This window comes from Micromonospora sp. NBC_01405 (assembly GCF_045040155.1).
In the GTDB taxonomy this organism is placed as follows: Bacteria; Actinomycetota; Actinomycetes; order Mycobacteriales; family Micromonosporaceae; genus Micromonospora.
The window spans coordinates 444,736-460,756 of record NZ_CP109532.1; the positions used below are offsets into that span (position 1 = coordinate 444,736).

The 16,021-nt window shown below is 75.5% G+C and carries 2 protein-coding genes; both read right to left on the reverse strand.

Going from position 1 to position 16,021, the window contains the following annotated elements; genetic code table 11:
- Positions 1-28: 28 nt before the first annotated feature.
- A complete protein-coding gene (locus OG559_RS01880; RefSeq protein WP_405111591.1) occupies positions 29-5,023 on the reverse strand; it encodes a type I polyketide synthase in 4,995 nt (1,664 codons plus the stop codon).
- Positions 5,024-5,059: 36 nt separating this feature from the next.
- Positions 5,060-16,009, reverse strand: coding sequence for an SDR family NAD(P)-dependent oxidoreductase (locus tag OG559_RS01885; RefSeq protein WP_405111594.1), 10,950 nt, complete (start codon positions 16,007-16,009; stop codon positions 5,060-5,062).
- Positions 16,010-16,021: the final 12 nt, after the last annotated feature.

Sequence of the window (16,021 nt, forward strand, 5' to 3'; positions counted from 1 at the left end):
GGAGGGACGGGAGAGAGCCGGAGCGAGGTCAGGAAATGCCGAGGTCCTTGTCCACCATCGCGAACAGTTCGTCGTCGGTGGCGTCGTCGAGGTGCCGGCCGATGTTGTCGCCGCCGCTGGCCTGGCCGAGCCGGGAGAGCATCGCCTGGAGCCGTACGGTGGCCCGCACCCGCGCCGCCTCGTCGCGCGCCACCACGTCGAGGCTGTCGGCGATCCGGTCGAGGTCGTCGAGGAGGGCGGTCGGGGTGACCACGTCGTCGTGGGCGACCTCGGCGAAGAGGTACTCCGCCAGCGTCGTCGGGGTCGGGTAGTCGAAGACCAGGGTGACCGGCAGGGCCACCCCGGTGGCCGAGCCGAGGCGGTTGCGCAGCTCGACGGCGGTGACCGAGTCGAAGCCCAGCTCCCGGAACGCCCGGTGCTCGTCCACCGACTCGGCGGACGCGTAGTTGAGCACGGCGGCGACCTGGCTGCGCACCAGGCCGAGCAGCACGGCGAGCCGCTCGGCGGCGGGCAGCCCGGCGAGCCGGTCCTGCAACGTCTCCGGGCCGTCACCGGCCTCCACGCCGGCGACCGTCTCGGCCGTGGCGAGCCGGCGGACGTCCGGCAGGTCGCCGATCAGCGGACCCGGCCGGGTGGCGGTGAACGCGACTGCGAACCGCTCCCAGGCGATGTCGGCGATGGTGAGGAACCCCTCGCTGTGGTCCACGGCCTGGTGCAGCGCGGCGATGGCCGCCTCGGGGGTCATCTCGGGTACGCCGTGCCGGTGCAGCAGCTCGCCGAGCGGCCCGTCGGCCATGCCGCCGCCGGCCCAGGCGCCCCAGGCGATGGAGGTGGCGGGCAGGCCGAGGCCGCGCCGGTGCTGGGCGAGCGCGTCGAGGAACGCGTTGCTCGGGGCGTAGTTGCCGACGCCGGAGCTGGCCACGCTGCCCGCGAAGGACGAGAACATGATGAACGCGGACAGGTCCAGGTCGAGGGTCAGCTCGTGCAGGTTGTACGCGACGTCGACCTTGGCCTGGAGCACCCGCTCGATCTGCTCCGGCCGGATGTCGTTGATCATCGCGTCGTCCAGCACGGCGGAGGCGTGCACGACCGTGGTGAGCGGGTACTCGGCGGGGATCGCGTCGATCAGGGCGGCCAGCGCGTCCCGGTCGGAGGCGTCGCACTCGACCACGGCGGCCTGGGCGCCCAGCTCGGTCAGGTCGTCGACGAGCTGCTGCGCGCCCGGCGCGGCCATGCCCCGCCGGCTGACGACGAGGATGTTCTCCACGCCGCTGCGGGCCAGCCAGCGGGCGGCGTGCCCGCCGAGCGCGCCGGTGCCGCCGGTGACCAGCGCCGTGCCGAACGGCTGCCACGGGTTCGCGGGCTGGCTGTCGCCGAGCGGGACCCGGGTGAGCCGGCGGGCGAGGACGCTGCCGGGGCGTACCGCGATCTGGTCCTCCTCCCCGGCGGTGGTGAGGGCCGCGACCAGCAGGCCGGCGGAGCGCTCGTCGACGGCCTCGGGAAGGTCCACGAGGCCACCCCAGCGCTGCGGGTGCTCCAGCGCGGCGACCCGGCCGAAGCCCCAGACCAGCGACTGCACCGGGGAGCGCAGCAGGTCGGCTCGGCCGACGGACGCGGCGCCGGAGGTGATGCTCCACATCGGGGCACGCAGGCCGATGTCGCCGAGGGCCTGGAACAGCGCGACGGTGGCGGCGAAGCCGCCCGGCACGGACGGGTACAGCGGGTGGACCAGTTCGTCGAAGGCGAGCAGCGAGACCACGCCGGCCACCTCGACGGCCTCGCCGTCGCCGCCCGGCGCGGCGTCGAGCGCCTCCCGCAGCAGCTTGCCGAGCAGGTCGCGGTCGATGTCGGGGGTGGAGACGGGCACCGGGACGAGGGTCGCGCCGGCCCCGGTGAGCGCCTCGACGCAGGCGTCCTGCCAGGGCTCGACGATGTCGCCGGTCGGCATGACGACGACCCAGGTGCCGGTCATGCCCCGGTTGGCGACGCCGGGCAGCGGCTTCCAGGTGTCCTGGTAGCGCCAGCTGTCGATGTCGGACTGCCGACGCCGCTGCCGACGCCACGAGGTGAGCAGCGGCAGGGCCGGGAGCAGCGCGTCGAAGACCTGGTCCACCGGGGTGTCCTCGGTGGCGATGGTCTCGGCGAGGGCGGTGAGGTCGCCGCGTTCCACGGCGGCCCAGAAACTGGCGTCGCTCGGGTCGGCCGCCGCTTGGAGCAGGCTCTCCAGGTCGGGGCCGCCGCTGCCGTCGAGCCAGAACCGCTGGTAGTCGAAGGCGTACGTGGGCAGCGGTGCCGCGTCGGTCCCGGGCAGGACGTCGGTCAGGTCGACGGGCAGGCCGATGGCGTGCGCGGTCGCCAGGTTCGTCAGCAACCGGACCGCGTCGTCGTCGCCCCGGCGCAGGCTGCCCAGGGTGTGCCCGGTGGTTCCGGTGTCGTCGAGGATCGCCGTGACCGGCATCGTCAGCACGGGGTGCGGGCTGATCTCCACGAACGTGGAATGCCCTGCCGCGATCGCCACCCGAACTGCGGCGTCGAACTGCACCGTCCGGCGCAGGTTGTCGTACCAGTAGTCGGCGGTCATGCTCGCCGGGTCCACCCAGTCCCCGGTCAGCGTGGACACGAGGCGGGTGTGACCGGCCTGCGGGGTCACGTCGGCCAGGTCCGCCCGGAGCTGCTCGGCAACGTCCTGCACCGACGCCGAGTGCGACGCGTAGTCCACCGGAATCAACCGGGCCCGGAGCCCCTCGTCGGTGCACGCCTGGACCAGATCCGCCACCGGCTGCGGCGGACCCGACACCACGACCGTGGCCGGGCCGTTCACCGCCGCCACCCCGACCCCCGGGAACCGCGCGAGGCGGGCGGTCACCGCGTCGGCGGACAGGTCCACCGACGCCATCGCCCCCGTACCCCGCAACACCGCCAGAGCACGCGAACGCAGAGCAACCGTCCTCGCCGCATCCTCCAACGACAGGATCCCCGCCACACACGCCGCACCGATCTCACCCTGCGAGTGACCGACCACGGCGTCCGGGACGACGCCGGCCGCGCGCCAGACGGCGGCGAGGGCCATGCCGACGGCCCACAGCACCGGCTGCACGACCTCGACCCGGTCCAACCACGACTCGTCCTCGCCGGTGAGCACCGCGACGAGATCCACATCCAGGTACGGGGCCAGGGCCCGCTGGCACTCCGCCAGCCGCGCGTCGAACACGGGGGCCCGGCCGACGAGGCCGGCGGCCATCCGCGCCGACTGGGCGCCCTGGCCGGGGAAGACGAACACGGGACCGGCGCCGGAGCCGGTGACCGCGCCGGTGACGAGGTTGCCGGCCGGCTGGCCGGCGGCCAGGGCGTCCAGCCCGGCCAGCAGCTCCTCGGCGTCCGCGCCGACCACTGCGGCGCGGTGGTCGAACGTGGACCGGGTGGTGGCCAGGGCCCAGCCGACCCCCGCCGGGGCGAGGTCGCCGTGGTCGCGTACGTGCCGCGCGAGCCGGGCGGCCTGGCCGGCGAGGGCGGCCTTCGACCGGGCCGACACCGGCCAGACCGTCACGTCGGAGCCGACCAGGCCGGGCCGGTACGCGGGTTCGACGGCGGTTGCCTCGACGGCCTCCTCCCCGTCGACGGTGTCCGGGCCGGCGACGCGGGGCCGGTACTCCTCCAGGATCACGTGCGCGTTGGTGCCGCTCACCCCGAACGAGGAGACGCCGCCGCGACGGGGGCGGTCCAGCTCCGGCCACGGCTTCGACTCGGTGAGCAGCGACACCGCCCCGGCAGTCCAGTCCACGTGCTGGGACGGCTCGTCGACGTGCAGGGTCTCCGGCATGACGCCGTTGCGCAGCGCCATCACCATCTTGACCAGCCCGGCGACGCCGGCGGCGCTCTGCGTGTGGCCGATGTTCGACTTCACCGAGCCGAGCCACAGCGGCCGGTCGGCGGGGCGGTCCTGCCCGTACGTGGCGATGAGCGCCTGCGCCTCGATCGGGTCGCCGAGGGTGGTGCCGGTGCCGTGCGCCTCCACCATGTCGACGTCGGCGGTGCCGAGCCGGGCGTTGGCGAGGGCCTGCCGGATGACCCGCTGCTGGGAGGGGCCGTTCGGGGCGGTGAGCCCGTTGGACGCGCCGTCCTGGTTGAGGGCGCTGCCCCGGATCACGGCGAGCACCGGGTGGCCGTTGCGCTCGGCGTCGGCGAGCCGCTCCACGACGAGCACCCCGCCGCCCTCGCCCCAGCCGGTGCCGTCGGCGCCCGCCGCGAACGCCTTGCACCGGCCGTCGACGGACATGCCGCGCTGCCGGGAGAAGACGACGAAGACGCCGGGGGTGGCCATCACGGTGACGCCGCCGGCGATGGCGAGGTCACACTCGCCGCGGCGCAGCGCGTTCACGGCGAGGTGCAGGGCGACGAGGGACGACGAGCAGGCGGTGTCCACCGTGACGGCCGGACCGTTGAGGCCGAGGGTGAACGAGATCCGGCCGGACGCGACGCTGGTGGTGTTGCCGGTGCCGAGGTACATGTCGACGCCCTCGGGCACGTTCGGCAGCCCGATGCCGTAGTTGGAGGTGCTCAGCCCGACGAAGACGCCCGTGGAACTGCCGCGCAGCGACAACGGGTCGATGCCGGCCCGCTCGACGGCCTCCCAGGACGTCTCCAGCAGCAGCCGCTGCTGCGGGTCCATGGCAAGGGCCTCGCGCGGCGAGATGCCGAACAGGGTCGGGTCGAAGTCACCGGCGCCGTCGAGGAACCCGCCGACCCGGGTGTAGCTCTTGCCCGGCTTGTTCGGGTCGGGGTCGTAGAGCGACTCCAGGTCCCAGCCCCGGTCGCCCGGGAACTCGGTGAGGGCGTCCCGGCCGTCGGCGACGAGGTCCCACAGGTCCTCCGGCGACCGGACGCCACCGGGGAAGCGGCAGCTCATCGAGACGATGGCCAGGGGCTCCTGGTCGCGCGCCTCGACGGTCTGCAGCTTGCGCCTGGTGTCGTGCAGGTCGGCGGTGACCCGCTTGAGGAAGTACCGCAGCTTGTCGTCGCTCATCGGGTCACACCTGCCTCGATCCGGAAGTCGGTCATCTCAGGAGATTCCAAACTCTTTGCTGATGAAGTCGAAGATCTCGTCGTCGCTGGCCGAGTCGAGGTCGGGCCGGTCCTCGGCGGCGGGCCCGGCGGCCAGGTCGGACGCCTTGGCGAGCAGGTCCTGCATCCGGGCGGTGAACCGGTCCCGGGCCACCGGGTCGAGCGGGATGGAGTTGAGCAGGCTCTCCACGGTGTCGATGCCCTGGAAGATGGGCTGGGTGGAGGGCGCGGAGTCGGCGGCGATCTCGCTGGTCAGCTTCTCGGCCAGCGCGGTCGGCGTCGGGTAGTCGAAGACCAGCGTCGCCGGCAGCCGCAGCCCGGACAGGGCGTTGAGCCGGTTGCGCAGGTCCACGGCGGTGAGCGAGTCGAAGCCCAGGTCGGTGAAGAGCCGGCCGGGGTCGACCGCGTCGGCGCCGGCGTGGCCGAGGACGGCGGCGATGTTGGCCCGGACCACGTCGAGCACCACCTTCAGCCGCTCCGGGCCGGCCAGTCCGGCGAGCCGCTGGCCGAGCGACACCCCGCCGGCACGGGCGCCGGTGGCGTCGACGGAGCGGCGCAGCGGCACCCGGACCAGGGCGCGGAGCATCGGCGCGAGGGCGCCGGACTCCGCCTGACCCCGCAGCGTCCCGACGTCCAGCCGCATCGGTACGACCGCCGCCGCGTCCAGCCGCCAGGCGGCGTCGAACAGGTCCAGCGCCTGCGCGGTGGCCAGGCCGGTGGCGCCCTGCTCGGTGATGCGCCGCACGTCGGCGTCGGCGAGGTGGCCGGTCATGCCGCTGGCCTGCTCCCACAGGCCCCAGGCGAGGGAGATGCCGGCGAGCCCTCGGGCCCGGCGGTGCGCGGCGAGGGCGTCGAGGAAGGCGTTGGCCGCCGCGTAGTTGGACTGGCCGGCGCTGCCCAGCGTGGCCGCCGCCGAGGAGAACAGCACGAACGCCGCGAGGCCCAGCCTTTCGGTGAGCCGGTGCAGGTGCCAGGCCGCGTCGATCTTCGGCACGGCCACCGCGTCGACGCGGTCGGGGGTCATCGACTCCAGCACCCCGTCGTCGAGGACGCCGGCGGCGTGCACCACGGCGGTCAGCGGGTGCGCGGCGGGGACCCCGGCGAGCAGCGCCGCCAGGGCGTCCGGGTCGGCGGCGTCGCAGGCGGCGACGGTCACCTCCGTACCGGCGTCGGCGAGTTCGGCGGCCAGGTCGGCGATCCCCTCGGCCGCCGCGCCGCGCCGGCCGGCGAGCAGCAGGTGTCGTACACCGTGGGTGGTGGCGAGATGCCGGGCCAGGATCCGGCCGAGCACGCCGGTGCCGCCGGTGATCAGCACGGTGCCGTCGGGGTCGATGCCGCCGGGCAGCGGCTCCGTCCCGGCCGGGACCCGCCCGAGGCGCGGGGTGCGGACCTGTCCGGCCCGCACGGCGAGCTGCGGCTCACCGGAGGCGATCGCGGCGGCCAGGGCGGCCCGGCTGGCCGGCTCGTCGTCGAGGTCGACGAGCTGCAACCGGTCGGGGTGTTCGAGCTGGGCGGTGCGCAGCAGGCCCCACACGGGGGCCTGGCGCAGGTTGACCGCCGGCTGCTCCCCCGCCGCGACCGCGTCGCGGGTGACCAGCACGAGCCGGGACCCGGCGAACCGGTCGTCGGCGAGCCAGGTCCGCAACGCCGCGAGGGTACGGTGCGTCGTGGCCCGCGCCTGCGCGGCGAGGGCCGGGTCCGCGTCGTCGTCGGCGGGGCCGCCGACCGGGACGACGACCGCCTCCGGCGCGGGCTCGCCCCCGGCGAGCAGGTCGCCGAGGGAGTCCAGGTCGATGTCGGCGCGCACCCGCGCGCCCGCCGACTCGCAGGCGGCGCTGAGGGCGAGGTCGTCGCCGCCGAGCACCACCCAGCGGGTGGCCGCCGGGACCGGGCCGGTGGGCACCGGCAGCGCCGGCCAGTCCACCTGGAACAGCGACTCGTGCCGGCCGGAGCGGGCCGCGCCGAGGGAGTCGCCGGAGACCCGCCGCATGATCAGCGAGTCGACGTGCAGCACCGGCGCGCCGGTGGCGTCGGCCACCTGGAAGGCCACCCCGACCTCGCCGGCCGCGGCGACCCGGACCCGCAGGGCGGTGGCCCCGGCGGCGAGCAGGGAGACCCCGGTCCAGGCGAACGGCAGCCGGGGCGCGGTGGCGTCTGCGCCGTCGCCCATCCGGCCGAGGAAGCCGCCGATCGACATGGCCTGCAACGCGCCGTCGAGCAGCGCCGGGTGCACGCCGAACCGGCCCGCCTCGGCGTGGTGGTCGGCGGGCAGTTCCACCTCGGCGAAGACCTCGTCGCCGCGGGTCCACGCGGCGCGCAGGCCGCGGAACGCCGGGCCGTACCCGAAGACGGTCGCCTCGATGCCGGAGTAGAAGTCGTCGGCCTCGACGCGGGTCGCGCCGGGCGGCGGCCACACCCCCAGGTCGAAGGCGGGCGCGTCGGCCGGCTGCGGGGCGAGCAGGCCGGTGGCGTGGCAGGTCCAGGCCACGTCGGCGAGGATCTCGTCCGAGCCGTCCCGGTAGGGCCGGGAGTAGAGCTGCACGCCGCGCCGGCCGTCGTCGTCGCGCTCGCCGACCGAGAGCTGCACCTGCAGGGAGCCCAGCTCGGGCAGGACCAGCGGGGCGAGCAGGGTCAGCTCCTCCACCGTCGGGCAGCCGGCCTGCTCGCCGGCGTACGTCGCCAGCTCCACGAACGCGGTGCCGGGCAGCAGGATGTTGTTCATCACCCGGTGCTCGCCGAGCCACGGGTGGGTACGCACCGACAGCCGCCCGGTGAACACCATCCGCTCGCTGTCGGGGAAGGTGAGGGTGGCGCTGAGCAGCGGGTGCCCGGCGTCCTGGAGGCCGGCGGAGGCGACGTCCTGCGCCCGGTGCACGGGCGGGTCCACCCAGAACCGCTGGTGCTCGAAGGCGTAGGTGGGCAGCGGCACCACGTCGGTCTCCGCGAGCACGTTCGTCAGGTCGACGGGCAGGCCGATGGCGTGCGCGGTGGCCAGGTTCGTCAACAGCCGGGTCGGGTCGTCGTCGCCCCGGCGCAGGCTGCCCAGCGTGTGCCCGGTGGTGCCGGTGTCGTCGAGGATCGCCGTGACCGGCATCGTCAACACGGGGTGCGGGCTGATCTCCACGAACGTGGAGTGGCCGGCCGCGATCGCCACCCGGACTGCGGCGTCGAACTGCACCGTCCGGCGCAGGTTGTCGTACCAGTAGTCGGCGGTCATGCTCGCCGGGTCCACCCAGTCCCCGGTCAACGTCGACACGAGGCGGGTGTGACCGGCCTGCGGGGTCACGTCGGCCAGGTCCGCGCGCAGCTGCTCCGCGACGTCCTGCACCGACGCCGAGTGCGACGCGTAGTCCACCGGAATCAACCGGGCCCGGATGCCGTCATCGGTGCACGCCTGGACGAGGTCGGCCACCGGCTGCGGCGGACCCGAGACGACCACCGTGGCCGGACCGTTCACCGCCGCGACACCCACCCCGGGGAACGCGCCCAGTCGTTCGGTCACCGCGTCGGCGGACAGATCCACCGACGCCATCGTCCCGGTGCCGCGCAACACCGCGAGGGCCCGCGAACGCAGGGCGACGGTCCGCGCAGCGTCATCCAACGACAGGATCCCCGCCACACACGCGGCGCCGATCTCGCCCTGCGAGTGACCGATCACCGCCTGCGGGGTGACGCCCGCCTGCCGCCACACCGCCGCCAAGGCGATCCCGACCGCCCACAGCACCGGCTGCACCACCTCGACCCGGTCCAACCACGACTCGTCCCCACCGGTCAGGACCGAGACGAGATCCACATCGAGGAACGGGGCCAACGCACGCTGGCACTCCGCCAGCCGCGCGTCGAACACCGGCGTCCGACCGACCAGACCCGCCGCCATCCGCGCCGACTGCGCACCCTGACCCGGGAACACGAACACCGGACCCGCACCATGACCGGAAGCCGAACCCGTGACCGCGTTGCCGGCCGGCGTACCCGCCGCGAGGGCGTCCAGGCCGGACAGCAACTCCTCGACCGTCGAACCGACCACGGCGGCCCGCTGGTCGAAGCCCGCGCGGGTGGCCGTCAGGGACCAGCCCACCGCCGCCGGGTCGAGGCCGTCGTGTTCCCGGACGTACTCGGTCAGGCGGGCGGCCTGGCCGGCGAGGGCAGCCCTGGACCGGGCCGACACCGGCCACACCGTCACGCCCGAGGCGACCAGCCCCGGGGCCATGGTGGGGGCGGCGGCCGGCTCGTCGTCGGCCTGCTCGATGATCACGTGCGCGTTGGTGCCGGAGATGCCGAACGACGACACCGCCGCCCGGCGCGGCCGGTCCACGGCCGGCCACGGGGTGGCCTCGGTGACCAGCGAGACGGCGCCCGCCGTCCAGTCGATGTGCGGGGACGGCTCGTCGACGTGCAGGGTGGCGGGCACCATGCCGTGCCGGATGGCCTGCACGACCTTGATCACCCCGGCGACGCCGGCGGCGGCCTGGGCGTGGCCGATGTTGGACTTGATCGAGCCGAGCAGCAGCGGCCGGTCGGCGGGCCGGTCCTGCCCGTACGTGGCCAGCAGCGCCTGCGCCTCGATCGGGTCGCCGAGCGTCGTGCCGGTGCCGTGCGCCTCCACCACGTCCACGTCGGCGGTGGTGAGCCCGGCGGTGGCCAGGGCCTGCCGGATCACCCGCTGCTGCGAGGGGCCGTTGGGGGCGGTGAGGCCGTTGGACGCGCCGTCGGAGTTGACGGCGGAGGACCGGACCACGGCGAGGACCTGGCGGCCCTGGCGGCGGGCGTCGGAGAGCCGCTGCACGAGGAGCATGCCGACGCCCTCGGACCAGCCGGTCCCGTCCGCCGACGCGGCGAACGACTTGCACCGGCCGTCGGTGGCGAGGCCGCGCTGCCGGGAGAACTCGACGAACGCCGTCGGGGTGGCCATCACCATCACGCCACCGGCGAGGGCCATGTCGCACTCGCCGCGGCGCAGCGCCTGGCCGGCCCAGTGCAGCGCCACCAGAGACGACGAGCAGGCGGTGTCCAGGGAGACGGCCGGCCCCTCCAGGCCGAACGTGTACGCCACCCGGCCGGAGATGACGCTGCTGGTCATCCCGGTCAACATGTAGCCCTCGGCGGCCTCCGGCGAGTACGCCAGCAGCGAGCCGTAGTCCTGGCCGCTGGTGCCGACGAACACGCCGGTGCTGCTGCCCCGCACGGTGGTCGGGTCGATCCCGGCGGACTCGAAGGACTCCCAGGTGGTCTCCAGCAGCAGCCGCTGCTGCGGGTCCATGGCCAGCGCCTCGCGGGGGCTGATGCCGAAGAAGCCGGGGTCGAACCGGTCGACGCCACCCAGGAAGCCGCCGCCCCGGGCGTAGAAGGTGCCGCTGGCGTCCGGGTCGGGGCTGTAGAGGGTGTCGAGGTCCCAGCCCCGGTCGGTGGGCAGGTCGGTGATCGCGTCGACGCCGTCGGCGACGAGCCGCCACAGGTCGTCGGGCGACCACACCCCGCCGGGCAGCCGGCAGGCCATGCCGACGATGGCGAGGGGCTCGTCGTCGCCGACGGCCACGGTGGCGGTCGTGGGCCGGACCGGCACGGGGGTGCCGGCGATCTCCGTGCCGAGGTGGACGGCCAGGTCGTGCGGGCTCGGGTAGTCGAAGACGAGGGTGGCCGGCAGTCGCATGCCGAACGCGTTGTTGAGCCGGTTGCGCATCTCCACGGCGGTGAGCGAGTCGAAGCCGAACTCGCTGAACGCCCGGCGCGGCTCGATCGCGGCCGGGTCGGGGTAGCCGAGCACGGCGGCGGCCTGGCCCCGGACGATCTCGACGAGCGCGGCGACCCGGTCGGCGTCGCCGAGGGCGGCGAGCTGCTGGACCAGGGACGCGCCGGTGCTCGCGGCGGCGGCGCGGGCGGGGGTGCGGATCAGCGCCCGGTACAGCGGCGGGATGCTGCCGCCCGCGAACTGCGCCTTCATCGCGGCGAGGTCGAGGCGGGCCGGGACGAGCGCGGCGTCGGGGGTGCGGCAGGCGGCGTCGAAGAGGGCCAGGCCCTCCTCGGCCTCCATGGCGGCGACGCCGGAGCGGGAGATCCGGTTGAGGTGGACGTCGTCCAGCTCGGTGGTCATGCCGCTGCGGTCGGCCCACAGGCCCCAGGCGAGGGTGAGGGCGGCGAGACCGTGCGCCTTGCGGTGCTGGGCCAGCCCGTCGAGGAACGCGTTGGCGGCGGCGTAGTTGCCCTGGCCGGGGCCGCCGGCGGTGGCCGCGAGGGACGAGTACGAGACGAACGCCTTCAGGTCGAGGCCGGCGGTCAGCTCGTGCAGGTTCCAGGCGGCATCGACCTTGGGCCGCAGCACGCCGTCCATCCGCTCGGGGGTGAGCGAGGAGATGACGCCGTCGTCGCGTACCCCGGCGGCGTGGATGACGGCGGTGAGCGGGTGCTCCGCCGGGATGCCGGCGAGCAGCGCCGCGACCGCGTCCCGGTCGGCGACGTCGCAGGCGGCGACGGTGACGGTCGCGCCCAACGCCTCCAGCTCGGCGCGGAGCTCGGCGACGCCTTCGGCGGCCAGACCGCGCCGGCTGGTGAGGATCAGGTGCCGGACGCCGTGCACGGTCACCAGGTGCCGGCTCATGAGCTGGCCGAGGGTGCCGGTGGCGCCGGTGATCAGCACGGTCCCGTCGCCGTCGAACGGGGCGGCGGGCGGCTCCGCGAGGGCCGGGACGCGGGTGAGCCGGGCCCCGGCGGCGACGCCGGAGCGGATCACGACCTGCGGCTCGTCGGTGCCCACTGCCGAGACCAGGGCGGCGGCCGAGCCGGTCGCGTCGTCGACGTCGACCAGCACGAAGCGGTCGGGGTTCTCCGACTGGGCGGAGCGGAGCAGGCCGATGACGGCGGGGCCGGCCAGGTCGGTCAGGTCGGCGTCGGTGGCGGTGGCGACGGCGCCCCGGGTGAGCACGACCAGCCGGGAATCGGCGTACCGGTCGTCGGCGAGGAACCGCTGGAGCACGGCGAGGGCCCGGTGGGTGACCTCGGCGACGGCCCGGGGCACGTCGGTCGACGCGGGCGGGTCGAGGAACGGCACGACCAGCACGCCGGGCGCGTCCGCCCCCTCGTCGAGCGCGGCGGCCAGGGCGGTCAGGTCGGGGTACGCCGCGACGGCCGTACCGGTGGCGGCGACGGCGTCGGCGAGGCCGGCGGCGTCGCCGACGACCGCCCAGCCGGCGGTGGACGGGCCGGCGGGCAGGGCGAGCGGGGCCCACTCGATCCGGAACAGCGACTCGGTGCCGCCGCCCCCGGCGACCCGGAGCTGGTCGGCGGAGACGGGCCGCAGCACGAGGGAGCCGACGGAGATGATCGGGGCGCCGGTGACGTCGGCGAGCAGCAGGGAGACGCTGTCGGTGCCGGTGTGCGAGACGCGGACCCGGGCCGCCGCCGCGCCGGCCGCGTGCAGGGCGACGTCGTTCCAGGAGAACGGCAGCCGGCCGTACCCGGGGGGCATGTCCGCGCCGGACGGCTCGCCGGCGGGGGTGGTGAGGCCGAGGGTGTGCAGGGCCGCGTCGAGCAGCGCCGGGTGCAGGCCGTACCCGCCGGCCTCGGCGGCCGGGGCCTCGGGCAGGGCCAGCTCGGCGAACAGGTCGTCGCCGCGCCGCCAGGCGGAGCGCAGCGCGATGAAGGACGGGCCGTAGTCGTAGCCCTGGGCCGCGAGGTTCAGGTACAGGTCGTCGGTGCCGACCTCGGTGGCGCCGGGGGGCGGCCAGGCGGTCAGGTCGGACCAGCCCTGCGGGCCGCCCGCGGTCGCCGGGCCGCCGGCCAGCACGCCGCTGGCGTTGCGGGTCCAGGGTCGCTCGCCGGCGCCCTCGGCGGGCTCGCCGTCGGCGGCGGAGTGCAGGGAGACGGTCCGGCAGCCGGTCTCGTCGGCCGGGCCGATCCAGAGCTGGATGTCGACGCCGCCGGTCTCCGGCAGGATCAGCGGCGACTCCAGGGTCAGCTCGCGGACGTGGTCGGCGCCGACGTGCGCGCCGGCCTGGAGGGCCAGCTCGACGAAGCCGGTGCCGGGCAGCAGCACGGTGTCGAAGACGACGTGGTCGGAGATCCACGGGTGGGTGCGGCGGGCCAGCCGCCCGGTGAACAGGAAGCCCTCGGCGTGCGCGACGCCGACGGCGGCGCCGAGCAGGGGGTGCTGGGCGGGGCGCAGGCCGACGGCGGTGATGTCGCCGGTCCACCCGGCCCCGGCCTCGGGCCAGTACCGCTGGTGCTGGAACGCGTACGTCGGCAGGTCGACCCGCCGCGCGCCGGTCCCGGCGAACCACGGCTGCCAGGTGACGGGGACGCCGTGCACGTGCAGCTCGGCCAGCGCGGCGAGCAGGGCGTGGGTTTCGGGCCGGTCCCTGCGCTGGGCGGCGACGGCAAGCACGCCGTCGTCGCCGGGCAGGACGTCGGCGGCCATCGCGGTCAGCACGCTCTGCGGGCCGACCTCCAGGAACGTGCCCGCGCCGGCCGCCCGCAGGGCCGTGACCCCGTCGGCGAACCGGACGGCCTCGCGGACGTGCCGCACCCAGTACTCGGGGGTGCGGATCTCCTCGGCGTCGGCGAGCGCGCCGGTCAGGTTCGACACCACCGGCAGCGTCGGCGCGGCGAAGCTCAGGGTGCCCAGGACGGCCCGGAACTCGGCGAGCATCGGCTCCATCAGCGGGCTGTGGAACGCGTGGCTGACGGTCAACCGGCGGGTCCGGGCACCCCGGTCCCGCCACGCCTGCTCCAGCTCGTCGAGGGCGTCGACCGCGCCGGACACCACGACGGCCGACGGGCCGTTCACGGCCGCGATGCCGACCCGGTCGGTCAGCCCGTCCAGGCTGGCCGCCACGTCCGCCTCCGGCGCGGCCACGGCCAGCATCCCGCCGCCGGCCGGCAGCGCCTGCATCAGCCGGCCCCGCGCCGCCACCAGGGCGCACGCGTCGGCCAGGGACAGCACGCCGGCCACGTGGGCGGCGGTGATCTCGCCGATCGAGTGGCCGCCGACCAGGTCCGGCGCGATCCCGAACGACTCGACCAGCCGGAACAGGGCCACCTCGACGGCGAACAGGCCGGCCTGGGTGAACACGGTCCGGTCCAACAGGCCCGCCTCGGCGGTGCCCTCCTCGGCGAACAGCACCGGCTTCAGCGGCTGCGGCAACAGCGGGTCCAGCCCGGCGCACACCTCGTCCAGCACGGTGGCGAACCCTGGGAAGTACCCGTACAGCTCCCGTCCCATGCCGGCGCGTTGCGCGCCCTGGCCGGAGAACAGCACCGCGAGCGTCCCCCGGTCGGCCGCCTGACCCCCGACCACCGTGCCCGACGGATCCCCCGCCGCCAGCGCCCGCAGCCCGGCGATCAGGTCGTCGCGGCCGGTCGCCGGCACCACGGCGCGGCTGTCCAGGGCGGATCGCGAGGTGACCGACGAGAAGGCCACGTCGAGCGGGCTCAGGTCGGGGTCGGCGTCCAGCCAGGCGGCCCACCGGCCGGCCTGCGCGGCGAGCGCGGCGGCGTCCCGGGCCGACACCGGCACCGGCACGACCGGCCGTTCGACGGTCGGCGCGACGTCGGCCGGCGCGGCCTCCACGGCGGGGGCCTGCTCGACGATGATGTGCGCGTTGGTGCCGGACACCCCGAACGACGACACCGCGGAGCGGCGCGGCCGGTCCACCGCCGGCCACGGCGTGACCTCGGTGACCAGCTCGACGGCGCCGGCGTCCCAGTCCACCTCGGGGGTCGGGGCGTCCACGTGCAGGGTGGGCGGGACGACGCCGTGCCGCATCGCCAGCACCATCTTGATCACCCCGGCGACGCCGGCGGCGGCCTGGGTGTGCCCGAGGTTCGACTTCACCGAGCCGAGCAGCAGCGGGCCCGAGTCGCCCCGGTCCTGCCCGTACGTGGCCAGCAGCGCCTGCGCCTCGATGGGGTCGCCGAGCCGGGTGCCGGTGCCGTGCGCCTCGACCACGTCCACGCCGCCGGCGGCGAGGCCGGCGTTGGCCAGGGCCTGCTGGATCACCCGCTGCTGGGACGGCCCGTTGGGGGCGCTCAGGCCGTTGGACGCGCCGTCCTGGTTGACGGCGCTGCCCCGCACCACGGCGAGAATCGGATGGCCGTTGCGCTGGGCGTCCGACAGCCGCTCCAGCAGCAGCACGCCGACGCCCTCGGACCAGGAGGTGCCGTCGGCGGCGGCGGCGAACGCCTTGCACCGGCCGTCCTCGGCGAGGCCGCCCTGCCGGGAGAACTCGACGAAAGCCGCCGGCGTGCACATGGCGGTGACCCCGGCGACGATGGCCAGGGTGCACTCCCGCTGGCGCAGCGCCTGACCGGCGAGGTGCAGCGCGACCAGGGACGACGAGCAGGCGGTGTCGATGGTGACCGCCGGGCCCTCCAGCCCGAAGGTGTAGGAGATCCGGCCGGAGACGACGCTGCCGGCGTTGCCGGTCATCAGGTGGCCTTCCAGGCCCTGCGCCGCGCCCATCAGCACGCCGCCGTAGTCCTGGCCGGTGCTGCCGGCGAAGACCCCGGTGCGGCTGCCGCGCAGCGAGTGCGGGTCGATGCCGGCCCGCTCCAGGACCTCCCAGGATGCCTCCAGCAGCCACCGCTGCTGGGGGTCCATCGCCAGGGCCTCCCGGGGGGAGATGGCGAAGAAGCCCGGGTCGAAGTCGGCCAGCTCGGGCACGAAGCCGCCCTGCCGGGTGTACGAGGTGCCGACCCGCCCGGGGTCGGCGTCGTACAGCGAGCCGAGGTCCCAGCCCCGGTCGGACGGGAAGTCGCTGATCACGTCCCGGCCGGACGCGACGACCTCCCACAGGTCCTCCGGCGTCCGCACGCCGCCGGGGAAGCGGCAGCTCATGGAGACGATGGCGACCGGTTCCTGCTCGCCGGCCTCCACCTCGCGCAGGCGTTGCCGCACCTGGTGCAGGTCGGCGGTGACCCGCTTGAGGTAGTCGAGAAGCTTCGCCTCGTCAGCCATGGACCGCGCACT